General features: G+C 67.2%; 29 protein-coding genes and 1 tRNA gene. 16 read left to right on the top strand and 14 right to left on the bottom strand.

The genetic code is table 11. From position 1 onward, the window contains the following. Together QUS11_02480 and QUS11_02475 are read left to right on the top strand one after the other, a co-directional pair. Positions 1-1,332 (top strand): sulfatase, encoded by a 1,332-nt coding sequence (locus QUS11_02480; protein MDM7992158.1) that lies wholly within the window; start codon positions 1-3, stop codon positions 1,330-1,332. Positions 1,333-1,360: 28 nt separating this feature from the next. Further along, on the top strand, positions 1,361-2,239 hold the full coding sequence (locus QUS11_02475) for a GNAT family N-acetyltransferase (GenBank protein ID MDM7992157.1): 879 nt from the start codon (positions 1,361-1,363) through the stop codon (positions 2,237-2,239). A gap of 3 nt (positions 2,240-2,242) precedes the next feature. Here QUS11_02475 and QUS11_02470 read toward each other — a convergent pair whose 3' ends face one another. From QUS11_02470 to QUS11_02460, 3 genes are read right to left on the bottom strand one after another with little or no spacing between them, the layout of a single operon-like run. Beyond that, a complete protein-coding gene (locus QUS11_02470; protein MDM7992156.1) occupies positions 2,243-3,211 on the bottom strand; it encodes a CoA-binding protein in 969 nt (322 codons plus the stop codon). A 4-nt stretch (positions 3,212-3,215) separates the two neighbouring features. Next, positions 3,216-4,691, bottom strand: a complete 1,476-nt coding sequence (locus QUS11_02465) for a hypothetical protein (protein MDM7992155.1) — start codon at positions 4,689-4,691, stop codon at positions 3,216-3,218. Next, the gene (locus QUS11_02460) at positions 4,692-5,735 is read right to left on the bottom strand and encodes a radical SAM protein (protein MDM7992154.1); all 1,044 of its coding nucleotides are present in this window, start codon (positions 5,733-5,735) and stop codon (positions 4,692-4,694) included. A gap of 258 nt (positions 5,736-5,993) precedes the next feature. Here QUS11_02460 and QUS11_02455 point away from each other — a divergent pair, with 258 nt between their 5' ends. After that, positions 5,994-6,632: a hypothetical protein gene (locus QUS11_02455; protein MDM7992153.1), complete on the top strand. Its 639-nt coding sequence runs from the start codon at positions 5,994-5,996 to the stop codon at positions 6,630-6,632. A gap of 51 nt (positions 6,633-6,683) precedes the next feature. Here QUS11_02455 and nth read toward each other — a convergent pair whose 3' ends face one another. Beyond that, on the bottom strand, positions 6,684-7,319 hold the full coding sequence (gene nth / locus QUS11_02450) for an endonuclease III (GenBank protein MDM7992152.1): 636 nt from the start codon (positions 7,317-7,319) through the stop codon (positions 6,684-6,686). Positions 7,320-7,426: 107 nt separating this feature from the next. Between nth and QUS11_02445 the strand changes: the two genes are divergently transcribed. Both QUS11_02445 and QUS11_02440 read left to right on the top strand, forming a co-directional pair. Then, on the top strand, positions 7,427-7,975 hold the full coding sequence (locus QUS11_02445; GenBank protein ID MDM7992151.1) for a dTDP-4-dehydrorhamnose 3,5-epimerase family protein: 549 nt from the start codon (positions 7,427-7,429) through the stop codon (positions 7,973-7,975). After that, the gene (locus QUS11_02440) at positions 7,972-9,216 is read left to right on the top strand and encodes a sodium ion-translocating decarboxylase subunit beta (GenBank protein ID MDM7992150.1); all 1,245 of its coding nucleotides are present in this window, start codon (positions 7,972-7,974) and stop codon (positions 9,214-9,216) included. Before QUS11_02445 ends, QUS11_02440 begins: the two co-directional genes overlap by 4 nt. On the opposite strand, the gene QUS11_02435 is transcribed toward QUS11_02440, so the two are convergent. Then, positions 9,195-9,280 (bottom strand) — tRNA-Leu (locus QUS11_02435). The two genes, QUS11_02440 and QUS11_02435, sit on opposite strands and share 22 nt — an antisense overlap. Before the next feature lie 68 nt (positions 9,281-9,348). Between QUS11_02435 and smpB the strand changes: the two genes are divergently transcribed. From smpB to rdgB, 6 genes are read left to right on the top strand one after another with little or no spacing between them, the layout of a single operon-like run. Beyond that, positions 9,349-9,789: an SsrA-binding protein SmpB gene (smpB, locus tag QUS11_02430; protein ID MDM7992149.1), complete on the top strand. Its 441-nt coding sequence runs from the start codon at positions 9,349-9,351 to the stop codon at positions 9,787-9,789. After that, positions 9,782-10,918, top strand: a complete 1,137-nt coding sequence (locus QUS11_02425) for an N-acetylmuramoyl-L-alanine amidase (GenBank protein MDM7992148.1) — start codon at positions 9,782-9,784, stop codon at positions 10,916-10,918. Before smpB ends, QUS11_02425 begins: the two co-directional genes overlap by 8 nt. A gap of 5 nt (positions 10,919-10,923) precedes the next feature. Then, positions 10,924-11,523, top strand: a complete 600-nt coding sequence (locus QUS11_02420) for a hypothetical protein (protein ID MDM7992147.1) — start codon at positions 10,924-10,926, stop codon at positions 11,521-11,523. 5 nt (positions 11,524-11,528) lie between these two features. Next, positions 11,529-12,344, top strand: coding sequence for a glutamate racemase (gene murI, locus QUS11_02415; protein MDM7992146.1), 816 nt, complete (start codon positions 11,529-11,531; stop codon positions 12,342-12,344). Continuing rightward, positions 12,337-13,071, top strand: coding sequence for a ribonuclease PH (gene rph, locus QUS11_02410; GenBank protein ID MDM7992145.1), 735 nt, complete (start codon positions 12,337-12,339; stop codon positions 13,069-13,071). Before murI ends, rph begins: the two co-directional genes overlap by 8 nt. 7 nt (positions 13,072-13,078) lie before the next feature. Next, complete coding sequence (gene rdgB, locus QUS11_02405; protein ID MDM7992144.1) at positions 13,079-13,666, top strand: RdgB/HAM1 family non-canonical purine NTP pyrophosphatase; 588 nt, start codon at positions 13,079-13,081, stop codon at positions 13,664-13,666. 106 nt (positions 13,667-13,772) lie between these two features. Here rdgB and QUS11_02400 read toward each other — a convergent pair whose 3' ends face one another. Further along, positions 13,773-14,303 (bottom strand): cyclic nucleotide-binding domain-containing protein, encoded by a 531-nt coding sequence (locus QUS11_02400; GenBank protein MDM7992143.1) that lies wholly within the window; start codon positions 14,301-14,303, stop codon positions 13,773-13,775. Between the two features lie 24 nt (positions 14,304-14,327). Next, entirely contained in the window at positions 14,328-14,858 is a 531-nt protein-coding gene (locus tag QUS11_02395) for a cyclic nucleotide-binding domain-containing protein (protein ID MDM7992142.1), read from the bottom strand. Positions 14,859-14,924: 66 nt separating this feature from the next. Between QUS11_02395 and QUS11_02390 the strand changes: the two genes are divergently transcribed. Then, complete coding sequence (locus QUS11_02390) at positions 14,925-15,779, top strand: GNAT family N-acetyltransferase (GenBank protein ID MDM7992141.1); 855 nt, start codon at positions 14,925-14,927, stop codon at positions 15,777-15,779. Here QUS11_02390 and QUS11_02385 read toward each other — a convergent pair. From QUS11_02385 to QUS11_02370, 4 genes are read right to left on the bottom strand one after another with little or no spacing between them, the layout of a single operon-like run. Beyond that, positions 15,766-16,422, bottom strand: coding sequence for a hypothetical protein (locus QUS11_02385; protein MDM7992140.1), 657 nt, complete (start codon positions 16,420-16,422; stop codon positions 15,766-15,768). The genes QUS11_02390 and QUS11_02385 overlap by 14 nt on opposite strands. Beyond that, entirely contained in the window at positions 16,419-16,706 is a 288-nt protein-coding gene (locus tag QUS11_02380; GenBank protein ID MDM7992139.1) for a hypothetical protein, read from the bottom strand. Before QUS11_02380 ends, QUS11_02385 begins: the two co-directional genes overlap by 4 nt. Positions 16,707-16,728: 22 nt before the next feature. Next, positions 16,729-17,484 carry an ABC transporter permease gene (locus tag QUS11_02375; GenBank protein ID MDM7992138.1) on the bottom strand — a complete coding sequence of 252 codons (756 nt, stop codon included), beginning with the start codon at positions 17,482-17,484 and terminating at the stop codon, positions 16,729-16,731. After that, on the bottom strand, positions 17,481-18,353 hold the full coding sequence (locus QUS11_02370; GenBank protein MDM7992137.1) for an ABC transporter ATP-binding protein: 873 nt from the start codon (positions 18,351-18,353) through the stop codon (positions 17,481-17,483). Before QUS11_02370 ends, QUS11_02375 begins: the two co-directional genes overlap by 4 nt. A 107-nt stretch (positions 18,354-18,460) precedes the next feature. Between QUS11_02370 and sat the strand changes: the two genes are divergently transcribed. Genes sat through QUS11_02355 form a run of 3 tightly spaced genes read left to right on the top strand, consistent with a single transcriptional unit; the run spans position 18,461 to position 20,246 of the window. After that, positions 18,461-19,645, top strand: coding sequence for a sulfate adenylyltransferase (gene sat, locus QUS11_02365; GenBank protein MDM7992136.1), 1,185 nt, complete (start codon positions 18,461-18,463; stop codon positions 19,643-19,645). Beyond that, positions 19,642-20,019: a hypothetical protein gene (locus QUS11_02360; protein MDM7992135.1), complete on the top strand. Its 378-nt coding sequence runs from the start codon at positions 19,642-19,644 to the stop codon at positions 20,017-20,019. Before sat ends, QUS11_02360 begins: the two co-directional genes overlap by 4 nt. 29 nt (positions 20,020-20,048) lie before the next feature. After that, complete coding sequence (locus tag QUS11_02355; GenBank protein MDM7992134.1) at positions 20,049-20,246, top strand: hypothetical protein; 198 nt, start codon at positions 20,049-20,051, stop codon at positions 20,244-20,246. Here QUS11_02355 and QUS11_02350 read toward each other — a convergent pair. Genes QUS11_02350 through QUS11_02340 form a run of 3 tightly spaced genes read right to left on the bottom strand, consistent with a single transcriptional unit; the run spans position 20,221 to position 25,044 of the window. Continuing rightward, complete coding sequence (locus QUS11_02350) at positions 20,221-21,036, bottom strand: hypothetical protein (GenBank protein ID MDM7992133.1); 816 nt, start codon at positions 21,034-21,036, stop codon at positions 20,221-20,223. The two genes, QUS11_02355 and QUS11_02350, sit on opposite strands and share 26 nt — an antisense overlap. Beyond that, positions 21,029-22,987 carry an alkaline phosphatase family protein gene (locus QUS11_02345; GenBank protein ID MDM7992132.1) on the bottom strand — a complete coding sequence of 653 codons (1,959 nt, stop codon included), beginning with the start codon at positions 22,985-22,987 and terminating at the stop codon, positions 21,029-21,031. The genes QUS11_02350 and QUS11_02345 overlap by 8 nt, the downstream gene beginning before the upstream one ends. Beyond that, complete coding sequence (locus tag QUS11_02340) at positions 22,984-25,044, bottom strand: alkaline phosphatase family protein (protein MDM7992131.1); 2,061 nt, start codon at positions 25,042-25,044, stop codon at positions 22,984-22,986. The genes QUS11_02345 and QUS11_02340 overlap by 4 nt, the downstream gene beginning before the upstream one ends. A 21-nt stretch (positions 25,045-25,065) precedes the next feature. Between QUS11_02340 and QUS11_02335 the strand changes: the two genes are divergently transcribed. After that, complete coding sequence (locus QUS11_02335) at positions 25,066-25,398, top strand: hypothetical protein (protein MDM7992130.1); 333 nt, start codon at positions 25,066-25,068, stop codon at positions 25,396-25,398. The last annotated feature ends 7 nt before the right edge of the window (positions 25,399-25,405 follow it).

The raw sequence follows: 25,405 nt of genomic DNA, 5'->3' as shown, positions 1-25,405 counted from the left end.
GTGAAGACTACGGCCCGTCTCCTGCCGCTGCTTTCGGCGCTCGCCTTCCTCTGTGCATGCGGAGGAGAGCCGGAGGGACCCAGCGTGGTGCTGGTCGTGATCGACACCTTCCGGGCCGATCACGTCTCCTTCCTCGGCTACGGGCGGCCCACGACCCCCGTCCTGGACAGCCTGGCGATGTCCGGCGCCTCCTGGACGGAATTCCGTGCCCAGACCTCCTGGACCCTGCCCGCCTTCGCCTCGATACTCACCGGCCTCACCCCGAGAGAGCACATGGCCGGCCGCAGGGACGGGGTCTTCTACGGGCTCGATCCGGCCCTTCCCACCATCCAGCGCATCTTCGGCGACGCGGGCTACGGCACTGCGGCATTCCTCAACGTGATCTTCCTGGACGAGGACTTCGGATTCCACGTGGGTTTCGACACGTTCGACTGTGCCGGACTCAGCGACCGCATGTCGCAGAGGGGGGCGGGCGAGACGGTCGACCTCTTCCTGTCCTGGCTGGACGGGACCGGAGGCGGCCGCCCCTTCCTCGCCGTTGTCCACTTCTACGATCCGCACATGCCCTACGATCCCCCCGCGCCGTACTCGGGGATGTTCACCGACCCGGCCTACCAGGGGCCCTGCGATTCGGCCTGGGGTACCGTTCCGCAGCTCCTGGCGGTCAACCGGGGGGTCGACTCCCTGCCCGCCGACGGGCTCTTCAATCTCATCGCCCTCTACGACGGGGAGATAGCCTATTCCGACGCCCAGCTCGGGAGGCTGCTGGCCGGTCTGAGGGAGAGGGGACTCGCCGGGAGCACTGTCGTGGCAGTGACCGGCGACCATGGCGAGGAATTCCTGGAGCACGGGTGCATCGAACACGGGGTGAGCCTCTACGACGAATCGGTCCGCGTCCCGCTGGTGATCTCCGGTCCCGGGGTGCAGCCCGGATCTTCGGCCGCCCCGGCGTCGCAGGTGGACATCCTTCCGACCCTTGCCGCGCTGTGCGGGCTGGAATCGCCTCCAGGGCGCCCGGGACTGGATCTGTTCGCCGCCGGGGGAGAGCCGCCCGACAGGCGGGTGTTCGCCAGCGGAGTGCTCTGGAGGGACGCCGATCTCGCATCGTGCACGGCCTCCGGGAGAAAGGTCATATTCGACACCGGGTCCGGCGGCTCCGTGACCTTCGACCTGATGTCCGACCCCGGCGAGGTCTCCCCGCTCGTTGCCGATTCGCTGCTGCTCTCGGAGGCGCTTACGTACTGGGCGACACCGGCAGCCGGGGCGCCGGCGGTCGTGGATTTCGCCGAGACCGTGGGAAGGACCCTCCGCGATCTCGGCTACATAAGGTGAGTCCGGTCCCCGGAGTCGGGAGCCTGCCGTGAGCGACACCGGTCATGCATACCAGATCAGGATCCTCGAGAGGAGGGACCTTCTCGGCTTCCTCTCCGGACATCTCCTCGGCTTCGCTCTCGACGACTTCTTCGACGGGGCCTACCTGGGAGCGTTCGACGAGTCGGGGGAACCCGCGGGCTTCATCTTCACGGGACACGAACGCGAGGAGGGGGAGGTCCTGATCGGGATACCCCACGCCGTAGGGAACCCCCCGGGAGCGAGGGAGCTCGAGGCCGCCCTGGTGCGCGAAGCGGTGAGATCGGCATTGACCAGGGCCAGGAGCGTCCTCGCGGCCGTCTATTCCGATCAGGCGCGGGAGGACATGACGAGGCTGCAGGAGATCTACAGGGGCGCCGGGTTCAGATTCCTTCGCGACAGCACGATCCTGTCCCGGTCGCTCTCGGGGGTGCAGCCTCCCGGCATCGCACCGGAATCCATCGGCCTGGGGAGGACCGGACAGGCGAGGATGGCGGCCATCGCGAGGGACTGCGCCGGCAGGACCCCCTGGGCGGAGATCGACTTCGACGGCTATCTCACGGCCTGGAGCTCGGGCGCCAGGTTCGATCCCGAGCTGTTCAGGGTCGTGATGCAGGATGGCGAGCCGGCCGGAGTGATGATGGCCCGCCTCGACAGCCTCGACGCGAAGGAGGGCGCCTTCTACTTCCTCGGCGTCCTGCCCCGCTTCAGGAGGCGGGGGCTCGGGACGGCCATACTGCTGACCGGTCTGTCCATGCTCGCGGAAAGGGGCTGCACGAGGACGAGGCAGACCGTCCCGGCAAGCGACGGACCCGCGCTCATGCTGCTCGAGAGGGCCGGATACCAGGTCACGGAATGGGCGAGGTACTTCCAGCTCGAAAGGACCTGACCCTCAGACCAGCCCCAGGACTCCCGCGACCGACCCGAACACCGCATCCGGCCTGTCCACCACGGTGACACCGGCGGCTACCAGGGCCTCGTGCTTGGCAGCCCATGTCTCGGCCTCGCACCGGATCATCGCGCCGGCATGGCTCTGCGAAACCCCCGCCTCGGTGAACCTGCCGCCGAGGAAGAGCACTACGGGCTTGGTGATCATACCGCCCGCCACCGCCTCCGCGAGTTCGTTCTCCTGCGAGGTCCCGGTCTCGCCGTAGCCGGCGATGACCTTCGTGCGCGGATCGGCCTCGAAGGCCAGCGCCGCCTCGAGCAGGGTGGTCCCCGGCACGGGATCCCCCCCTACGCAGATGACCGCCGAGACCCCGGGCCCGGTGTCGCCCCAGAGCTCGCCGTATCCCCCGCCCGGGAGGGGACCGGGGAGATGGGGCCTGCAGTGGAAGGCGCCCAGGAGCTGGGAGAGCCCCCCCGAGCGCGAGATGATCCCCACGCAGCCAGGGAGGTAGTTCTTCCTGGCCCACGATGCCCCGCCCCCGATGAGCCCGAAGAGGCAGCCCGACGTGTCGAGCATGCCGACCGTGTTGGGTCCGACGATCCTGAAGCCGCCGTCGACCGACATCTCGCGCATGAGCGCGGCATCGTGCGAAGCGACTCCGTCGGCGGTGTGGACCATGAAGCGTATCCCGGCCGAGGATGCCTCCCGCGTGGCCTGCAGAACGGCTCCGGCCGGGACGAAGAACACGGCCGAGTTCAGGCCGGGAACCGCGGAGACGGCATCGGCGCAGGAATCGAACACCGGTATGCCGTCGACCTCCTGGCCGCCCTTGCCGGGGGTGACTCCGGCGAGCACCCTGGTGCCGTATCCCGTCATCACCCTGGTTGTGCTCTGGCCCTGCTTGCCCGTTATCCCGAAGACGACCACGCCGGGGTCGTCGATTCCTGCAAGGTGTCCGAGAATGCCAGCCATGTCCTCACTCCACCTCCGGCATTTCCAGTTCGATGAACAACCCGGCGGAGCCGTCGAGAAGGCAGGCCGCCTCGCACATCAGGCAGCCCGTGCAGCGCTGGCCCTCCACCGGAGCAGGGCCCGATCCGTCCGCCCAGGCCAGGAAGTGCGTCGGGCATGCCCCGAGGCACGGCCTCTCACGGCACTCGGCGCACCTGGCGCCGTCTACGTGGAATCTCCCCGGGGGCACGGCCACCTCGAAGGCCGGGGATCCCCCGGGAGGACAGGCGGGCGGGACGGGCGAGGACGTCCCGGCATCTTCCAGGAAGCCGCGGATGGAGTCGACCATTGCATTGGGGAAGACCTCGGAGGGGTACGTGCGGACAGGGACCCTGAGCGATCCGGAGAGCCGCTCGAACATCGCCCTCGCCTTGTCCTCGTCGGTGCCGCCGAACCGCACCATGACGGGGACGACGCAGGGGCTCTCGCGCAGAGCCTTCCATATGGCCGCGGCTATGTTGAGCTGGCTCTGGAACGCCATCCCCGATCCCGTGAAGAGGAGGAGATCGGCATCCTCCTGGGCGAGGACGGCCATGAGGAACCTGTAGCTCTTGAACGCCGAGAGCCCTCCGGAGGTATCGGATTCGTTTAGGGCGAAGATGTCGTCCCTCCCGCCGACCGCCATCTCCCACAGCATCTTGCCGCCGCCCCCGCAGAGATTGGTCGCGACCCTGACCGCTCCCGGCGCGGGCGCCCCCCTGTTCTGCCTGAAGAAGGCGGTGCCGGCAGGGTCGCTCCTGTTGAAGGCGTCCACCATCCTCTCGAGGCGCGTCGAGTCACCGGCCCTGGCCGAAGCGGTCCCGAACAGCGCCTCCTCGCCCTTTCTCACCGCCCTGCCCTCGAATTCGGCCCTGCAGTCGACCACGAGCACCCTGCCGTCACCGCGCAGCACCGCGAGCGGATTGGCCTCGAGGACGAGGAGCCTGTACCTGCAGAACGTCCGGGCCATGCCGGCCAGAAGGTCTGCGGCGGAAGTCCTCCACGGGGCGTCCGGGAGGGAGGCCGCCAGGGTCCCGGGGGATGGGGGGGACGAGAGCGGGAATCGTATCTCGGTCAGGGAGCCGGCCCTCGCCTCGATGCCCGAGCCTCCGGCGAGGCTGAACAGGAGCCTGCCGCCGGGAAGGGCCGAGGACGATCCGGCGTCGAACACCACCCCGGCATAGAGCTCGAGCTCGATATCGAGAGCTTCGGCCGCAAGGACGCCTTCGCAGCGGTCCCTGGACAGGAGGTCGGGCAGAACCGCGCCGAGTTCGGCGGGCGAGTCGATCCGCCTCACCAGACCCGCGCTCTTCCTGCTGGTCGCTCCGGGTATCTGCGCCTTGAGGAACACCGGGAAACCGGCGACAGAGGCGGGAGCGGAGGTGAGCATGACCCCCGGGACGACAGGGACGCCCTCCGATTCGAGGAGGGCCCGTGTGAGATATTCCGGCAGTGCTGGCATCTAGTTCTCCGTCTTTCGCAAGGGCCGTCTGGCGGCGGCCTCCGCCATGACCCTGTCGGTCCTCCTCACCGATGCGAACCAGTCGAGCGCGACCGGCACGGAGAGGCCGTACAGGTAGTTGTATTCGGTATAGCATCCCGCCACGCAGGCCTGGCAGGGGAGGGGGCCCAGGGCTCTGAAGGCGCGGTCGAAGCCCACTTCGACGGCATCCGGGGCGCCGTCAGAGAGTCCCATCAGGAGGGAGCACGGGTAGACGCGGCCGTCGACGTCGACGTTGCAGTACATCCTCGCGGCCCTGCAGGACACCCCGTGGAAGGCTCCGGCGAGCCTCGTGGAGCGGTAGTCGGGCCATGCCGCAAGGCTCTTCAGGTATCGCGGCGAATTGGCTATCGGAGCGCCCTCCCTCTTCCTCTCGAGGAGGTGCCTGAAGGCCTCCCTGTACTCCTCCGCGGAGGGCATCATGCCGGAGGGGTTCCTCCCGAGCTTGTCGTTGTGGTGGAGGGTCTGGAAGGTGGCGAGGAACCCGCGCCTCCCGGCCTCGGACAGTATGTGGTCGATGTGGCCGATGTTGTTGCGGGTCAAGACGGTGATCGACCAGAGCCTGACCCTGCCCGCGGCGGCATCCATCGCGGCCATGACCTTGGCGTGGCTGCCGGGCTGCCTGTTGGCGTCGTGGGCCTCCTCGGGACCGTCGTATGCGAGCACGAGATGGTCGATGGCGCCGAGCACTTCGGGCCGAGACGGCACGAGGTATCCGTTGGAGTCGAGGCTGACATAGATCCCGAGGCTCCTGGCATGCCCGCAGATCTCCGCAATGTCGGGCCGCGAGAGGGGTTCGCCGCCCCATACCCCGATGCGCCTCGTGCCCGCCCGGGCCATCTGCGAGACGAGGTCGATCCAGACGGCTGTGGGCAGATCCGGCCGGCCCTGCTCGGGGATCTGGCAGTAGGCGCATCTGCTCGGGCAGCGGTCCGTGATGGAGATCATCACATTGACCGGTCTGCGTCTCCCGAGGATGCCCAGGAGAGCATCGAAACCCATCATCAACTGCCCTGGAATATTCAAGGAGCCAGCTCCTTCCGGCCCGACGGGCTCGCCCGGGAGGGCTGCCGGCGGTTCCCGTTCCCGCAGGGCCGGGATGCCCGTGCGATGCCCGGTAATATACGGCCGTGGAATGGATCGTCGCCCCGGCTGTATCATCCGAGGCGGGGCGGAAGAGCCTCCGCTGCGTGTCGACATTGACACCGCCGCGGCAAGTGCTAGAATTTCCGCGGGTGTCACTCACTTCCCTGGAGGAGGGATATGAAGCAAGCCTTGTTTACCCTGGCCGTGCTCGGCATGGCGGCCTCTGCCGGCACCATCGAGATCACGAACGATACCGGCAGCTGGGACATCTATTATGCCTACATCTCGCCGTCCACTTCGGACGAATGGGGCTCCGACTGGCTCGGCAGCGAAGTCATGAGCGTCGGCGAGACGTGGGAGTTCCCGGTCACGAACGGCACCTGGGACATCAAGCTCGTCGACGAGGACGGCGATGAGTACATCCTCTACGACGTGCCCGTCTCCGGCACCTGGTCCTGGTACGTCACCCTCGACGACCTCGGCGAGTACTACTACTCCTCCTCGACCACCGCCATCGACGACAAGACCGGCGTCACCACCGGCGGCGGCAGCGCTCCCGTGACCATCTACAACGACCTCGGCAGCTGGACGATCTTCTACGTCTACTGCAACCCCTCCTCCACCTCCGACTGGGGTTCCGACCGCCTCGGCAGCAGCACCATCGTCCCCGGCGACTCCTACACCTTCTACGTCCCTGCCGGCGACTACTACGACATCTACTGCCAGGACGAGGACGGCGACACCTACACTCTGTGGGAGGTCTGGATCGACGCCGCCGGGTTCTACTGGTCCGTCGACCTGGGCGACATAGACTGACGATTCCCGTCTTCTGAAACGGCCGGCCGCCTCCGGGCGGCCGGCTTCTTTCTATGCGAGACCCTTCCTGGGGCAGAGCGATGCGAGCACGCATGCGGCGCAGGATGGCTTCCGGGCCGTGCAGACCCTCCTGCCGTGGAAGCCTACGGAATGGCTGAAGAGAGTCCTCGAACGGGGCGGGACCAGCTTCTCGAGGTCCGTCTCGATCCTGACGGGATCATCCGAGGCAGTGAGACCCAGCCTGAAGGAGAGCCTCTTCACGTGCGTGTCCACTATCAGGGCGGGCAGCCCGTAGAGCTCGGCCCTCACCACGTTGGCCGTCTTCCTTCCGACGCCGGGGATCCTGAGCAGGTCGTCGAACGACTCGGGGACGCGGCCGCCCGTGTTCTCTAGGAGCCATGCCGCGGCCCCCTGGATGGAGGCGGACTTGGCCCGGAAGAAGCCCAGCGGGTGGATGATCCGTTCCACCTCGGGCCTCGGCGCCCCGGCCAGGCTCCCGAGGTCGGGATAGGACTCCCAGAGGGCGGGAGAGACCCTGTTGACCGCCTCGTCGGTGGTCTGTGCGGACATTATCGTGGACAGCAGTAGCCGGTAGGGCACCTTCCCGTATTCGAGCATGCAGCGGGCGTCGGGGTACTCCTCCGACAGGATCCGCACGATCTCGACGGCTCTCTCGCTTGCTCTCACCGCGGCCTCCGCGTTTGCAGGGACGTGCGCGTGTTGTGTATGCTTGTCGGGCAATCTAAAGCCGGCGGGGCCGCTTGTCATGAAGCCCCGCGAGGGATGGAGGCTCCTTGGACAGCAGAGCCGGGGCCGGGATAGACGGCCTCCTCACGGTGGACGCACCCTTCTTCCCCGACGACCGGGGGAGCTTCAGCGAGGTCTTCCGCTCCTCCTGGTTCGGGGGGGTCTTCGGCGGCGACCTGCAGGTGAACTGCACGAGATCGAGATCGGGGGTCCTGCGGGGCCTCCACTATCATCTCAGGCAGCACGACCTCTGGATTCCCGTCGATGGCGAGATGCTTGCCGGCTTCATCGACCTGAGACCCGGATCTCCCACTCTCGGAGTTTCGACGAGCCTGCCGCTCTCCGCCGGTTCGGGCTCGTCGGTGCTGATACCCCCGGGGGTCGCGCACGGATACCTCGCGCTGACCGACTGCTCGATGGTCTATGTGGTCAACGCCCTCTACGACGGCAGCGACGAGTACGGCACGGCATGGAACGACCCGGAGAACGGTATCGACTGGGGTGTCGTCGATCCCGTGCTCAGCGGACGCGATTCCTCGAACCCGCCTCTCTCGTCTGCGGGCCCGCTGGCCTTCAGGAGGAAAACAGGCATATGAACTGGGGTCTCTATCTCCCGAGTCCGGGCGAGGCCGCGATGATAGCCTTCGGCCTGGCTCTGATAGGTTTCGCCGTCAGGAAGGGATACGAGCCTCTCCTGCTGCTCCCGATCGGGCTCGGGATGGTCCTCGTGAACCTCCCCCTCTCGCCCATGAGGGAGGCCCATTCCTTCCTGGGGCTCCTCTACCAGTACGGCATCTCCAACGAGCTGTTCCCCCTCCTGATATTCGTCGCGATAGGGGCCATGCTCGACTTCAAGCCCCTTCTCGAGAGGCCCTGGCTCGTGGTCTTCGGCGCGGCCGGCCAGGTGGGGATCTTCGGTGCCCTCCTCGCCGCTCTCATTGCGGGGTTCCCGCTCTTCGAGGCCGCGTCCATAGGCGTCATCGGCACCGCGGACGGCCCGACCTCCATCGTGGTGGCGTCGAGGCTGGCCCCGCGCATAGTCGGGTCGGTCACCCTGGCGGCCTACTCCTACATGGCCCTGGTGCCTCTCATCCAGCCCCCGATCATGAGGCTGATGACCACCCGCAGGGAGCGGGCGGTGAGGATGCCGACATCGGAGACCGGAGTGCCGCCGGTCCTTCTCAAGATCTTCCCATACACCATCATCCTCATCAGCGCCATGCTCAGCCCCCTGAGCATCCCCCTGATAGGCACACTGATGTTCGGCAACATCCTCGCCACCTCCGGCGCCACGGAGAGCCTCGCGGCTTCGGCCCGCAACACGCTCGCCAGCCTAGTGACCCTGTTCCTCGGGATCGCAGTGGGCTCCACCATGCGGGCGGACATCTTCCTTCAGACGGAGACCCTCCTGATCTTCGGGCTCGGGCTCCTGGCCTTCATCGTCTCGACCGCGTTCGGCGTGGGCATGGGCAAGATCCTCCATGCCCTCGGCGTCAGGGTGAACCCCCTGATCGGGGCCGCCGGCCTCTCGTCCTTCCCCATGTCCGCAAGGCTGGTCCAGCAGCTCGGACGGGAGGAGGACAAGGGCAACTTCCTGCTCATGCACGCCGTCAGCGCCAATGTCTCCGGACAGATCGGATCGGTCCTGGCAGGCGGGGTCCTGCTGGATCTCTGCATCCGTACCGGCGACACCACCGGTGTCTCGGAGGGTCTGTCGATACTGGCGGGAGGAATGGGCAAGGTCCTGCTCGGGCTGGTGATGATCGGGCTGACCGTACAGGTGATGAAGGGCGTCTCGCGTCTGAGGAGGAAGTCTGGTGCCGAAGGGGGGACTTGAACCCCCACAAGGTTTCCCTTACTAGGTCCTGAACCTAGCGCGTCTGCCATTTCGCCACTTCGGCACCGGGCGCGAGATTCTAGCCCGGCCGGGGCCGGGCGTCAATGACCGGAGGATCCCCTGAAGGATTCGATCACCCGCAACAGGAGAGCGTTCTACGATTACGAGATCCTCGACACGGTCGAGGTCGGCCTCGTTCTCAGGGGGACGGAGGCAAGGTCCGTCAGGGAGGGCGGTTCCGGCCTGGCCGGCTCCTATGCCTCCTTCGACGACAGGGGCCAGCTATGGGTCACGGGCATGCACGTGCCCGAATACGACCAGGCCCGGGAGAACCATCCCCCGAACCGGAGGCGGAAGCTCCTCGCGCACAGGAGGGAGCTCGACAGGCTGAGGCGCAGGATAGAGGAGAAGGGTCTGACCCTCGTTCCGCTCGATCTCCACTACAGCAACGGTATCGTGAAGATGCTCCTGGGTGTCTGCAGGGGCCGCAGGGAGCACGACAGGCGGGAGGAGATAGCCAGGCGCGACGACCGCCGGAGGATCGAGGCCGCCATGAAGGTCAGGCGTGACTGACCTCCTCCTGGCGATCCTGGCGCTTGTCCAGGCGCCCGGCGTCAGAGTCGTACCCAGGCCGGACGGTGCGCTTCTCGAGATCGTCAGCGACTCCGCCATGTCGCCGTCCCTCATTGCAGAGGGCTTCACGGTGCTGGTGCGCACCGGGTTCACACTGCCCCCCGCTCCGCCCCGGGGATCGTTCTGGATCGAGAGCCTGTCCGTGTCCAGTGACGGCACCACCCTGAGGGCCGCAGGGAGCCCGCTCGTACAGTCCGTCGACTGGGCCCTGAGCGCCGACAGCCTGACCCTGGTGGTCTTCTTCAGATCGGCGGTGGGATTCGACCTTCCTGCGTTGTCATGGGCGGGGCCTCCCGACGAGCCGGCCGGCCCCGCAGCATCGTCCGACTCGCTCGCCCTGGCCGCACTCTCCTCGGGGCTCCCGGCTCCATGGCTCTCGGACTTCGACTGCATCGTCCTCGATCCGGGGCATGGCGGCAGGGACCCCGGGGCGGTGGGACCCAGCGGCGACGCAGAGAAGGACAGGAATCTCGAAATCGCCCTTCTCGTCAGGGATCTGCTCGCCCTGGGCATGCCGGGAGTTGAAGTCCTCATGACGCGGGATACCGATACCTACGTTTCCCTGGGAGAGAGGACCCGGTTCGCCAACCGCGCGAGGGCGGACCTGTTCGTGAGCATCCACTGCAATGCGAGCACCAACCGCGGGGCGGGAGGCTTCGAGACCTACTTCCTCAGCCTCGCCAGGACCGATGACGCGAGGGCGGTAGCCGCCATGGAGAACGGAGTGGCCGAACTGTACGGCGACCCTGAGCCGGAGTCCGATGGCGGAGCCCTGTCGTTCCTGCTGGCCGACATCGCGCAGAACCTGTATCTCAGCCAGAGCAGCAGCCTGGCCGAGAGCCTGCAGAGGAGCATGTCGGGGGAGTGGCCCTCCGGATCGGACAGAGGGGTTAAACAGGCCGGCTTCTACGTCCTCAGGGGGGCGTGGATGCCATCGGTGCTCCTCGAGGTGGCCTTCATCTCGAATCCGGGCGAGGAGGGCCTCCTCCGGGATCTGGACTTCCGGTTCCGGACCGCGCGGGCTATTGTTGCGGGAATCGAAGCATTCGCAAACACACGGGGGAGATGAACGAAATGCCCGGCAGAACCAGGGATCCGCTACTGAGGGGCATCCTGATCGAACTCGCAGTGATCGCGGCCCTGTCCCTCCTGCTCTTTGCAGGGCTCAGGATCATGAACAGCCGGCTCGGACTCTCCGATGCCCAGGCCGATGAGGAGGCTCTCGCCGGCGACATCCCCGTTCCCGATTCCCTCGTCGTCCCTCTCCCGGACAGCACTGCCGTGAGCCGCGAAGAGCAGGTGGCCGAACTCCCGCAGACATCCTGGCCCGCGACCCCGTGCTCGCTCTTCGTCTCGGCGGGATCCGACGCCGTCGTGGTCCAGCTCCCCGAAGCCCCTGCCACTTCGGACATCCCCCTGGAGACGATGCTGCTGGTCGAGGCCTGGGCTGCCTGTGCCGGCTTCGAGGACACCCAGCTCGAAAGGGTGTTCGTGTTCCCGCGGAGCGACACTCTCTATGCCGACCTCCCGGGGACCTACGACCCCGCGGGCCTCGCCCGGACGGTGGAGGGCAGGTTCGTGAACTACACCAGGCTCATCCCGCTGGTCTCCGGAGCCACCATGGACGGATTCCCCGACGGGCTCCCGCTGCGCGGCGTCCCCGACGCCATCTGACGGTCTTGGACCGCACCGCTCCGATAGGCGTCTTCGATTCGGGCATAGGGGGCCTCACGGTCGTCCGGGAGATAACGAGGCAGCTCCCGGACGAGTCCGTCATCTATTTCGGAGACACCGCCCGGGTCCCGTACGGATCCAAGTCGCCCGAGACAGTCATACGCTTCTCCCTGGAGGATTCCGCATTCCTCCTCCGCAAGGGCGTCAAGCTGCTGGTCGCCGCCTGCAACACCGCCTCGTCCGTCAGCATGCCGGCCCTGCGCGGCGGGAGCAGCGTACCCGTCATCGGCGTGATCGAACCCGGGGCCTCGGCCGCCGCCCGGGCGACCAGGAGCGGCATCGTCGGCGTGATCGGGACCAACGGCACGATCTCCAGCGGAGCGTATCAGAAGGCCCTCAGGGAGGCGGGGGGAATCCGGACCGTAGTGGCCCAGCCCTGTCCCCTCCTCGTCCCCCTCGTGGAGGAGGGCTGGCTCGACCACAGGATCACCACTCTCGTGGTCGAGGAATACATGGCCCCCCTTCTGCGCGAGAAGATCGACACGCTCGTGCTGGGCTGCACCCATTACCCGCTCCTCAAGGCGGTCCTGGGCCACGTGCTCGGACCGGAGGTCGCCCTGGTGGATTCGGCCGAATCGACGGCATCGGTCGTAGGCCGGACGCTGGGGGAGGCGGGGCTCCTGAGCGGGCCCGGCGTTCCGGGTCTTCCTTCCCATTCCTTCTATGTAAGTGACATCCCGCTCAAGTTCCAGGAGATCGCCCAGAGGTTCCTGGGCCGCTCCATACCGCTAGTAACCCAGGTGGAGGTCGGTGATGCCTGAAGGCGCCAGGACCAGGAGCGACGGCAGGGGAGATTCGGACGTCAGGGAGATATCGTTCGAGACGGGCTTCCAGCCATCCCCCGAGGGGAGCGTGCTGATCTCCTGGGGAGAGACACGGGTCCTCTGCTCGGCCAGCATCGAGAACAGGGTGCCGCCGTTCATCGCCCCGAAGAGCGGCGGCTGGGTGACGGCCGAGTACGACATGCTCCCGGGCAGCGGGAACAGGCGCGTCAGGCGCGACAGGGGCGGTGCCACCAAGGGCAGGAGCCAGGAGATCCAGCGGATCATCGGCCGGAGCCTCAGGCAGACCCTCGATCTCTCGAAGCTGCCCGACAGGACGATCACGATCGACTGCGACGTGCTCGTAGCCGACGGCGGGACCAGGGTGGCCGCCATCACGGGCGGTGCCGTGGCCCTGAGACTCGCCATCCAGAGGCTCCTCGAAAGGGGCGACGTCGAGACCGATCCCTGGCGCGGTTTCGTCGGAGCGCTGAGCATCGGGATCGTGGGCGACCGCGTCCTCACCGACCTGACCTACGAAGAGGATTCGGGCGCGATGATGGACATGAACGTGGTCTGCATGTCATCAGGGCTCCTCGTCGAGCTCCAGGCCTCGGCCGAGCACAGGCCGATACCCTTCGACGATGTCCAGGAGATGGCGCGGTCAGCGATGTCCTCCATCCTCGGCTACGTCATACCGTGCCAGAAGCTGGCGGCGGGGGAGTAGCGAGGCCGTGAGACTCGTCCTGGCCTCGGGCAACCCCGACAAGCTGGCCGAAGTGAGGGCCATCCTCGAGGGTCCGGCTCGAGAGGTCGTGCCGGTGACCCTCGTCATGCCCGGCTGGGACTGCGAGGAGACGGGTGGCACGATAGCGGAGAACGCCGCGATCAAGGCGCTCGCCGCGGCCCGTGCGACCTCCATGCCCTGCGTCGCCGACGATACGGGGCTGTTCGTGTCGACTCTCGGGGGCGCCCCCGGCGTGTACTCGGCCAGGTACGCAGGCTCCTCCGCGGGCTATGCCGACAACGTAGCCAAGCTCCTGCGCGTGCTCAAGTGGGAGGAGGGTGCGTCGCGGCAGGCCTTCTTCAGGACCGCGGCGGCGTTCGCCCGCCCGGACGGCGGCGTGGTGACGGCGACAGGCGAGGTGGAGGGCATCATCCTCGAAACACCCGCAGGCGACGGAGGCTTCGGCTACGATCCGGTGTTCTTCGTGCCTTCGCTGGGCTGTACCTATGCGGAATGCCCCGCCTGCCAGAAGAACGCCGCGAGCCACAGGGCGAGGGCCTTCACGAAGCTCGCCTCCCTCATCCTGTCGGATTGAAGATCAGCGGCAGCCGACCGGGGTCGGAACCCGGGGCCGATTCTCTCGAACCCGGAGGCATCTCCATATCCCGCCGGATTGAAGACCAGCCGGCGGCCGGCCGGGGTCAGAACTCCAGCGCCGATTCGCTCGAACCCGGGGACAGCTCCATGTGGACGGCCCGGTGCATCTCGGCTGCGAGTCTGTGCATCTCGTCGGACGACGCGTCCGGCTCGTCGAAGGCAAGGACTGCGAGAGCCTCGTCCGCCTTCCTGAGCCGCGCCGACACGATCGAGGCCAGGCTGAAGAGAAGCCTGGAGGCTGTGTAGGGGTTCTTCAGCAGAAGCTTCGGGAAGTCCGGCCTTCCGAACCTCAGGAGACTCCCGTCGTTCTGGCATCTCACGCAGGCCGACCTGGGCGACCCGTCGAGGAAGGACAGCTCGCCGAACACGTCGCCCCTGTTCAGGAGGGCGAGCACGAAGTCCTCGCCGGCGGTTTCCTCGTAGACCTTGAACACCCCGGATTCGACGATGTACAGGTCTCCTCCGCCCTCGCCCTTGCGCAGCACGGCAGTGCCCGCCCCTGCCTCCATCCTGGTGCATTCGGACAGGATCTCGGCCTCCTCGGAGGCGCTGAGCTGCGGGAAAACCCTCTTCACGCCGGACATTGGCACCCCCCGGTTCTAGAGGAGATCCGATTCTCCGGAATCGCCCACCTGCGACCGCACGGAGCTCCGGATGCCGGAGATGAGTCTGCGGAGCTCGGAGAGCTCTCTGTTGTCGCGCTCCCTGGCCATCCCCGCCATCTTCTCGTCCACGCTCCTGAGCCTGCCGGACATCATGCGACCCAGGAAGACCAGGATGAGAAGCCCGAGATACGGGTTGACTGACTGGAGGAGGGCGAAGCTCTGGCGGCTCATGCGGAGTATCTCGGATTCGCCTTCTGAGATGACCGTGGCCGATCTGGGGCTCCCGTCGAGGAACGACATCTCGCCGAACACGTCTCCCTCGCAGAGCTGGGCGAGTACGAAATCCTCGCCCGTGCGCTGGTCCATCACCTTCAGACAGCCCCTGAGCAGCACGAAGAAGTCCGTCGACTGCTCGCCCTGGGTGACCAGGGTGCCGCCGTCGCCCACCTTGACCAGTTCGCAGAATGACTGGAAGGAACTGCTCTCGAGCGGGTGGAAGTCCCCAAACATCTCCTGTGTGTTCATATTCCTTCCCTCCGGAGGACACGGGTGGGCCGTCTCCGCAAAACATTCCGATTATGGGGAAAGAAGATGCCGGACGGAACCTCGGAACTGACGGAAGATGCCATGCCCCGGCCCTCGATAAGGGCGGCAGTCCCGGGGGACATCCCGGAGCTGGCCGAGATCTCCCGCGGCACATGGGACGGGGGCGACTACCTCGAGGCAGTCGCGGCCTCGTGGATCGCAGAGGGCGGCATGTATTCCGGCATCATCGCCGGAAGGCTGTTCGGATGCTACAAGATCACGGTGATGCCCGGACGGGTGGCATGGCTCGAAGGGCTGCGCGTCCATCCCTCGATGAGGGGCAGGGGTCTGGGGAGGCTTCTCTCCGAGGACTGCTTCAGGAGGGCCCGGGCCCTGAGGGACGGAGGCACCGTCGACTGGGTGGAGTTCGAGACCTACTACCACAATTCCGAGAGCATCGCCATCGCTGAATCCTGCGGCTTCGAGCGGGTCGAGACATTCCGATTCCTGTACCGGGCATCGATCCCGCAGGAGGGCGCTGCGCCCGCGGCCGTCGTCCCTCTCGAGGAACGCGACCTGCTGCCGTACACGACGCGGGTCCCGCTGGGATGGAAGGCGCTTCTCAGGACGGAGGACACGGCTGGGGCGATCGCCGGGCTGTGCGAAGTGCGGGAGGCCTCCGGACTGAGGTTCATGTCCCGGCCCGGGGAGAACGTCTTCACGTTCTGCGCCTCCGCCCTGGAGGACCCGGTGGAGGCCGGACGGGCCGCGGCCCGCGCCGCGCATGCCTCTGGTGACGATACCGTCGAGATCATGCTTCCGGGTGGAGCCGCCGCTGCCGAATCCCTGCTGATGTCCGACGGCTGGAGCTACTGGGAGGAGCCCAGGGAGCCCAATGCCTGGATCTTCAGGATGAGGTGAGCCTGGAGGCCGAGAGGATCGATTCGAGGATCTCCGCCCTTCGGGAGTAGTGCCGGGACGCCAGGCTGTCGACATGCCCCGGTCCGTGTCCGGACACCCACGAGCCTATGAGACACACGTTCCTCATCTCGGCAGGGCTCGGGTCTGGCAGGCCGTCCCTCCGCAGGGAGCCGGCGTAACGGGCGCATGCCGCGAGCCTCTCGCGGACCGTGCCGATCTCCAGCCGCCATCTGATCACCACGTCCTGCCAGAGGAGCTGCCTGTTCCCGGGGCAGTTCTCCAGTCCCTGCCCGAGGAGCTTCATGCCCTCCTCGGGCATGCCGAGGTTGACCGCCAGCTGGTAGGCTCCGTCCTCGTAGGCCTGCCAGAAGTCGGGCTTGAGCCTGACGATCAGCCATATCTGCGGGAGGTAGTCGGCTATCGCGGCCCAGTCGTAACCCTGATAGATCATGATGTGATGATAGTCGTCCATCTGCAGGTAGAGCACCTCTGCAGCGATGAGCCGGATCTGGTCGAGGCCCGACACTGCCGGGCCCATCGTGTCCGTCGGGCTCCAGCGCCTGATCCCGTCGAGCGGCTGGACCGCGGCGGCAGCCAGGGCCAGGGAGACTATGGCGGCTGTCAGTGGCGCATGCCGCCTCACTTCCGCCTCCTGAGCCCGGAAAGCATCAGGATGCCGGCGGCCGCGGAGGCCAGCACGACGGAATCCCTGGCCATGAAGCGCCATCTCTCCGGCGTGGCCCAGGGCTGGCTGAAGAACCACTCGGTGCCGTGGTTCTCCTCGCCCGGCGGGTGCAGGTGGCGATCCGCGCCGAAGCCGGCGGAGTCGATCGCGGCATCTCCGTGAGCGTCCTCGGCACCGTGGTCGTGCCCGTCGGGAGGGGACTGCCCCAGCACGAGCATCAGGGCGAGGAGCCCGGCGGTCACGCGCTGCTCTCCTTCCGGAGGCTCACTTGAGGTCCCTTCTCCGGAACACCGCGATCGCCAGGGAGAGCATGAAGGACGTGTAGGCGAGCCCGTACACCGAGGCGAGCAGGAAGTATGCGGTCGGAACAGGTATCCTGTGTGCGACGGGATCCTTGATGTGGAACACGTCCATGCGGGGCAGGAGCATCCTCAGGGCCTCCATGACACGCTCCGCCCCGGGCAGGAGCCCCGAGAACTGGGCGGGGGTCATCTGGCATACGATGAAGAGTAGCAGGGTCAGCGGCGCATTGAGCGGAGGCGATGTCCAGAAGCTGAAGAAGAGCACCACCGCCAGCAGGAACCAGCCTTCCGCCACGAGGAGGATCGAGGCCGGCAGCATCGCTTCGGGGACGTAGTAGCCGTTCACGGCGAGGATCAGGCCGAGGCAGGCGCACCACACCATTATCGCGGCGGTCTGGACGAGTGCCGCCCCCGCGAATCTCCCGAGGACGTACTGGGTCCTCGAGAGCGGTACCGCCAGGAGTGGCATCACGGTACGGGACTCCCTGTCCCTCGGGAACATGTTGGAGGCCAGCCCTATGGCCAGCAGGAGCGAGCCGATCTCGATGCCGAAGAGGCCCATGTCTATCATGAACCTGCCCTCGCCTGTGACGTCGTACGAGGGGATAGAGCCGATCCCGGCCAGGGCGATGAGAGTGACCAGGGCAATGCCCCAGAAGGTGCGGCGCCTGGTGAGCCCCTTCAGGGTCATCAGCGCGAAGGCCCGGATGGTGCTCAACGCTCCTCGCCACCCGAAGTCGCCCTGAGGAAGACCTCCTCGAGCGACAGGATCTCACGGCCGACCGCCTCGATCTCTCCGCCCGAAGACCTGATGCGGTCGATCGCAGCCTGGAGGTCGGCGAGCTCGACGAGTTCCTCCGCGTTCCCGGCTCCCGGCTTCCTGTACGAGATCCTGTGCCTGTTCTGCGAGCTGAGGAGCTCGCTCATCGAACCCTCCCGGACGACCCGACCGCCGGCGAGTATCAGGGCCCGGGAGCATATCGTCTCGATGTCGGAGAGGATGTGTGAGGAGAGGAAGCATGCGGCGCCCCTCGAGTTCTCCTCGAGGAGCATGTCCCTGAATTCCTTCCGGGCCAGCGGATCGAAGCCTCCGGTGGGCTCGTCCATCACCAGAAGTTCGGGGGAGCCCTGGAGGGCCAGTGCCAGGCTCAGCTTCTGCCTCATGCCCTTCGAGAGCTTGCGTATCCTGGCCCTTCCCCAGTTCTCGAGGCCGACCCTGCCGAGCATGCGGGCCGAGTCGCCGCGGCTCCACGGGATATGCCTCATCGATGCGAAGAACGAGAGATACTCCTCGGGGGTGAAGGAATCCTCGTAGTCGGGATTCTCGGGGATGTAGCCCATCCTGCGCCGGGCTTCAGGGGAGGCCGGGGGCCGGCCGAAAACCGCCATCCTGCCGGATGATGGCGCCAGCAGGCCGAGGATGCACTTCATCGTAGTGGTCTTGCCGGCACCGTTGGGGCCCAGGAAGCCGAGTATGCCGCCGGGCTCCAGTTCGAACGACACGTCGGACACGGCCTGGAAGCTGCCTAGACCGCTCTGCCTCGGATACTTCTTCGAGAGTCCCTCCACCCTGAGAACAGGATCCATCGCTCTCCAATCCGAAAACGGGACGGCACGGGCGTTATTATCATCAAGACAGCGGGCCGCGGAAACCCTATCTTCGGGAACGCCGCCTCCGCCACGGACCGGCGCGCATGATGAACCGGAAGGAGTACCGGATGCCCTCGCAGCCCCATGGTGGCCGCCTCGTACAGAGGCAGGCCGAGCTCTCCGACAGCCCGGGTCTCCTCGAGGAGGCCTCGTCCCTTCCTTCATTCCCGCTTAACGAACGGGAGGCCTGCGATCTCGAGATGATCGGTTCCGGCGCGATGAGCCCGCTCGAGGGCTTCATGCGGAGGGAGGAGTACGAACTCGTCCGCGACGAGATGCGGCTCCCGCAGGGCCCCGTCTGGAGCCTCCCGGTCACGCTGTCCCTCAAGGATGGCATGAACGCGCCCGCCGCCGGCGCCCGGATGTGCCTTCGCGACTCTTCGGGTGCGGTCAGGGGCGTCATCGAGGTGGAGGACGTATTCGGAGCGGATCTGCGGCTGGAGGCCGAGAGGACACTGACCACGGCCGACCCCGCGCATCCCGGGGCTGCCTATCTCCTCGGGCTCGGGGGGACCTATGTGGGGGGCCGTGTCACGAGCATCAGGGGAAGGGCTTCGGAGCCCTACCACAGGTACAGGCTCGATCCGGCAGAGACGCGCGTCCTCTTCCGCGAGCTGGGGTGGGAGTCGATAGTGGCCTTCCAGACCCGCAACCCCGTGCACAGGGCCCACGAGTACATCCAGAAGAGCGCACTGGAGATAGCCGACGGCCTCCTGCTCCATCCGCTCGTAGGATCGACCAAGGACGACGACATCCCGGCCGATGTCAGGATGGCATGCTACGAGGTGCTCCTCGCAGGCTACTTCCCGAAGGGCAGGGCGGTCATGAGCGTGTTCCCGGCGGCCATGAGGTATGCCGGGCCGAGGGAGGCCATCTTCCACGCCCTCGTCAGGAAGAACTACGGCTGCACCCACTTCATCGTCGGCAGGGACCATGCCGGCGTGGGCAGCTACTACGGCACCTACGACGCGCAGCTCATCTTCGGCCGCTTCCAGCCCGGCGAGCTGGGCATCACGCCCCTGTGCTTCGAGCATTCCTTCTTCTGCCGGACGTGCGGCGGCATGGCCACCACCAAGACCTGCCCGCATCCCGACGAGGCGCATATGGTGCTCTCGGGCCGCAGGGTCAGGGAGATGCTGGCTGCGGGGGAGATCCCGCCGGCGGAGTTCACCAGGCCCGAGATAGCCCGGATCCTCGTGGAATGGGCATCGGGAAGGAGCAGGGCATGACCGGGACGATCATATCCGTTGCAGGCGGGGATTCCGACGTATCCAGGCTCGATGCCCTCGGAGCCGAGCTCTCGTCGCGCGGGGCCGGCGTGGAGATCGTCCACCCGCAGAGCGGGAACGGGCTGCGGGATCGGTCGGCCTGCGCCGCTCTGGCGAGGCACGGCGTCACCGTGGTCACCTCCCTGGGCGGATTCGAGTCCGCCGAGGGCTTCCGCGTCGTGTCGACCGACCTTGCCGAGATAGGCGACGGAGAGCGGCTCGATGCCCTTCTCAGGAAGCTCGAGCTGGCCGGGATGATACCCCCTCCCGCCGGCCGCGCCGGTGCCGAGGAGGATGCAGTAAGGGAGAGGCTCCGCAGGCTCGGATACCTCTAGGATTTGTTCGCCCGTCGCGGGAGGTGCCGTTGAAGACGCTCAAGCTGAAGCTCGACGACGAGATGGCCGAGAGGCTATCCAGGGTCGCCGCCATGGTGGGCTACTCCTCACCGGAGGAACTGGCGCACCATGTCCTGTCGCGCGAACTCGACAAGCTCGACCCCGGCACCGGCGAGTCCGAGGAGGACCTGAAGCGCAAGCTCAAGGGGCTGGGCTACATGGCCTGAAGCGCCGCGCACTCTTCAGGGCCGACACCAGCGCGAACCATGCCGTGGCCGCCACGCTCGAGAAGATGACGAACCAGGCCAGCCATCCGGCCCTGATGCCGGCCATCTCGTAGGAGGCCTGCCCGAGGGAGATCCTGCCGTCGAAGCGGTTCGCGGAGCCCTCCACGATCCGGATCGAGGGATCGAGCAGGGCGGATGGCGTCCGGGCTGTCGTGAAGCGGGAGACAAGCGGCATCCCGGGCTCTCCCGAACCGGTGTCGATCGGGACGCCGTCCACCATCAGAGTTCCCCGGCCGACGCCTGCGATCCTGAAGGAGGCGGTCCCGGGGGACACGCCCCTGACCACGGGCGGGACGACCCCCTCTCCCGCGACTTGGACCGCGGAATCGGAATCGATCGTCACGACAGCGTTGTCGCGCGGGAAGGCGAGGCCGTACCTGGCCCTGATCTGCCCATAGGCCGCGGAGAACGGCAGGGAGGCGAGCAGGATCGGAGGAACCAGCGCCGCGAGGAGGACCACGGTCCTCCAGAGCGACGAGAAGGCCAGCTTCACGACAGTGACGGGATCCTCGACATGGAGCATCATGCCGGCCATCCTGGAGAGGGCCGATCTGAGGAGAGAGCCCAGGTTGCGCGGCGAGGCCAGGCGGAAGGCCTCGGCCATCAGCACGCCGGCAGGAGCGGAAAGAAGCGCCATTCCCGCCAGCGGTCCGGCGTTCCCCGCGATGCCGGCCACGGGGTCGAGGATCGCTGCGATGATGCGGGATGCGGCGGGGACGAGGCTATCCATCCCCGAGGTCCCTTCCCGGCGGGAGGGTGGTCGACCCGAGGAACGAGCAGGCCGTCCTGCCCATGTCCCGAAGCGCCGGTGATGCCCCCGGAAGCGGCATGCTGGAGAGGAGGACGCCGGGCACGGCATCGGGATCCATGCAGTGGTCGCCGCTCCATGGGTCGGTGTTGTCGGATATGACTTCCTCGGAATAGCCTCCCAGGGAGGTGTCCCAGGAGGACCTGTAGCCGGATGCGTAGCCGACCAGCATGTCCGGGGCGTGGGGGGGCAGCCCTGCGACCCTGCCCCCGCCGAGGATCCTGACGCTGCTCACGGGGTGGAGCCCGGTCGCGGGATCGACCGCGGATAGCAGCCCGGAGGCGATCCTGTCGAGGAGGACCGATGCCTGGGTCGGGTCGACCGACCCTCCTTCCTCCCTCCCGCGGAGGTTCAGGTAGAGGCTGTTGATGCCGAGCCCGTAGGCCGAGGTCGAGCTCCAGTCGGTCCCGGCGAACATCTCGCCGCGGGCCGCCACCGGATCGAAGAGCCTCGCGTATCCCTCCGCGGCCAGCCAGGAGTTGAGGTTGAAACCCCTGCGGAACGGCGAGAATCCGTGATCGGAGAAGACGAGCAGCATGGTGTCGCCGTCCATCGCCTCCATCGCCTCGCCCACCGCGCCGTCCATCATCGAGTAGAGCCTCGGTACGATCCCCCTCGCCCCGTCCATCACCGTGGAGTGCGTCGGGCTGAGGCCGTCGATGTCCCGGTAGAACATGTGGACGTTGAGGTCGAGGGTGCTGAAGTAGAAGAAGAAGAGCCCCTCGTCGAACCCGCCCAGGCCCTCCCTCATCAGGGACAGCTGCTCGTCGTAGAGGTCGAAGGCCTGGCCCAGATAGGAGACGTCGTCGAGCACTCCCCGCGAGAGGGCCTTCGTGTCCTCGGGGAATCCCTTGGTGTGGAACGGGCCGAGGGAGAAGGCCAGATCGGGCGCGTACCCTCGGGGCGAGCAAATGGGCAGGGAGGGATGCGCCGGGTCCATGTTGAGAGGACTCACATAGAGCTCGAGGTGCGGAGAGACGGACCGCAGATGGAACCTGGCGATGGCCCGCACCTTCGAGAGCCCTCCGAGCATCCCGAACTCCACCGGCACCCAGCCGCTCCATTCTCCCCTCCCGAGCACCGCCGAGCCGCTGCCGGTCTCGACGAGCACACCTTCGGAGACCGGGTCGGCCGTGACGGTGATCCACGTCCTGCAGGCGGGGGAACCATCCCTGAAGCCGTCCGGGGGGCCGTCGAGCGGGCACGAGAATCGCCTGTCCTCCGCCCTGACGGCGATCACCAGGCCTCCCGCCGTATCGTCGCTGATCCTCATGGGGTTGTCCGTGAAGAAGGTGAAGCTGCCCTGGCTGCCCCTGACGTCCGGGGTCCCCAGCCCGCACAGGATCCTCGCGCCGTGCGCCGACACGGGGGGGAAGTCGACGGGGAGCTTCATCAGCGTCACCGGCATGCCGTCGTCGCGCAGGTGCCTCCAGAAAGGGTCGCCCGCCCTGAGGAGCCTGGTGGCGGACCCCTCGAGAGGAAGCCTGAGTGAGCCGAGTCTGAGGTCCCGGCCGCCCGGTTCGACGGCCGAAGTGGAGAGATAGGGCGCCAGAGTCACGGGGTCGCGGTGTATGAAGTCGAATATCCCGTGGCTCTCGGGACCGGTTCCCGTGATGAAGCTCGACCATGCAACCGGGCTCTGGGGCGGGAACTCGGTGCGAAGGGGGGAGAACGAGCCCATGCGCGCGAGCCTCGAGCAGTTGGGCATCAGTCCGGCATCCATGTACGATCTGGCGAGCCCGGGGTCCATCCCGTCGATCCCGATCAGGATCACCCTGCGGGCACGGCCCGTGCGGGACCCCCGCGCGCACGAGAATGCCAGGGCGGCTGCCGGCGCCAGGGCCGCGAGCCTGAGGAACTCCCTCCTCCTCATCGCCGGGCGCCCTCCACGAGCGGTCTGCCGTCCATGTGCCGGGGTGCTTCGAGCCCCAGAGCCCTCATCACCGTGGGGGCGATGTCGCGGATCGACGCAGGGCCGGCCAGCCTTGCATTCGAGGCCAGGATGCCCGGCACGAGGGAGCTGTCGTGGCAGTGGTCGCCCGTCCAGCGGTACGGGTTGGGATGGACGGCGGAGAGGCCCGTGCCTCCGGTCACGCTGTGCCAGGACGACCTGAAGCCCGCATGTGTCCCGACCACCAGGTCGGGCGCCCTTCCGACATAGGGGCCCCGATAGGCGTCCGAGGCCCTGACGACGGACTTCACCGGTCTGCGGCCGTCGGGTGCCGCGAGCGCGAGGAGCCGTTCAGAGATCGCGTCCATGACCGAGGCGGCCTCGTCTCCCGGTTCCACCATGCCCTGCGATTCGCGCCCCTTCATGTTGAGCATGATCCCGGCCAGACCGAGCGAATAGGCCTTCGTCCGCGACCAGTCCACCCCCGACAGGTCCTCCTGGGGAGGAACGACTCCGTCGCGGAACACGAGGAACCCGATCTCGAAAAGGAACCTGTTGAGGTCCAGGCATGTGTCGAAGGCCGTGAAGCCGTGGTCGGACATGACTATCAGAATGTCGTCGCGCCCCAGGGCGTCGACGGTCTCGCCTATGAGTGCGTCCATCTTCTCGTATGCGTCGCCGACCGGAGTGCCGGGGCCGTCGCCGGCGGCCCAGCAGACGTGCTGTATCCTGTCGGGCGTGTCGAAGACGCAGACCGCCAGCCCCCGTCTCACCCTGCGAAGGGCGTCGCGGAACATCCCGCGCCTCTCCTCGAAGATGGACCATGCCTGGGACAGGAACTGCCCTTCGGAGAGCGCCCCGTTCATCAGGGCCCACGTGTCCTCGGCGAGCCCGAGGGTCGCGTAGCTGCCGGACGCGGCAGTCGAGGCAAGGTATCTCGAATAGAGCACGGGGGACGATATCGGGAACGGAGGAGACCAGGGATCGGGGTGGATGGCGGAGACATAGAGCGCGGGGGTGTCTCCGGCGGTAAGGCAGAGCCTTGCCACGCCCCTGGCCGAGGGTCCGCGGGTCCTGCTGCGGAAAGAGAGCCTGACCCAGTCCGAGAGCACTCCCGGCTCGAGCCGTACCGGGGCGCCAGTCCCTATGCGAGCCGACCACCTTCCCGACTTCTCTGCCAGATGGACCTCCAGCGGCCCGTAGCCCGACGGGGGGCCTTCCAGCAACGCCCCCCAGCGCCGCCTGCCTGTCGGTGAGAGAGCGGCCTCGATGCCGCCGGGGAGCTCTCCCTCACGTTCGCCGAACAGCGTGTAGAGACCCTGGGTCCCCCGGAGGTCGGGCACGCACATTCCGCTGAGGAGGTACCCGTCCAGCGGACCCGGGGGATACGTCACAGGGACCCTGAGCACGACCGAACGGAGTCCGAAGGCGCCAAGCAGCTCCCAGAAGGGCCTGGAGCCCCTCAGGCCCCGGACAGTATCCCTTCCCCGGCGGGTGCGCACCGTCTCCACGGAGGAGAGAACCGGGGCGTATCTGGCCCTGTCGGGCGCCAGGAAGTCGAAAATCCCGTGCTTCCCGGGATCGACACCGGTCTGGAAGGTGGTCCATGCCACCGGGGATATGCCGGGAGTGGTGGTGGCGAGTTCCGCCAGGGTTCCCGAGCGTGCAAGAGCGGCTAGGCGGGGCATCCGGCCTTCCGCGGCCAGCCTTGCCGCGATCGCCGGGGAGAGGCCGTCGAGGCCGAGCACCACCACGCGCTTCGCTAGGGGCCGGTTCGGTATCCGCGACCTCAGCAGAGCCCTCCTGGCGGACACGAACGGCCATATCAGCAGGGAGAGCATGGAGAGGGCGACCGCGTTGAGCACGGCGAGGAAGGAGGTGGCAACCCCGAACCCGGCCCCCGGCCCGACATAGGCAGGGGAGACCCCGGGAAGCAGGAGCAGGGGCAGGGCCAGCAGGAGCAGCGGCTTCAGTCGATCCTCCTCGATTCGTGCAGGCCGTATTATACTCGGATCATCGCTGCCGGTGAAGCTCTTCACCCGAACGGGGAGGTCCGGAAGATGCGCGGGAGACTCATCGCTGCCTTAGCCGCAGCCCTTGCCCTGGCCGGGTGCGGCGGTCCCAAGCTGGAGGTGGCCAACGATTCCGGCGTACCGATCACCGGCATCTCGATCGGACTCTCGGGCTCGACTTACGAATGGGATGCGATCGAGGCCTCCTCTTCCGTCTCCCGCGATCTGCACGGTCCGGTCTCGGGACTGCTCGTCATCTCGTACACCAGCGGGATCAACTCGATCTCCGACACCCTGGCGGTCCCCCCGGAGTGCGAGGACGCATCTTCCGTCTCCATCTGGATATCCGGCGACGCCACGAGCGTCAGGTACGACATCTGAACCACCC

This window comes from Candidatus Fermentibacter sp., assembly GCA_030373045.1.
Classification (GTDB): Bacteria; Fermentibacterota; Fermentibacteria; order Fermentibacterales; family Fermentibacteraceae; genus Fermentibacter.
The sequence above is the reverse complement of the archived record's forward strand: the minus strand, read 5'-3'. Positions and strand labels throughout refer to the sequence as shown.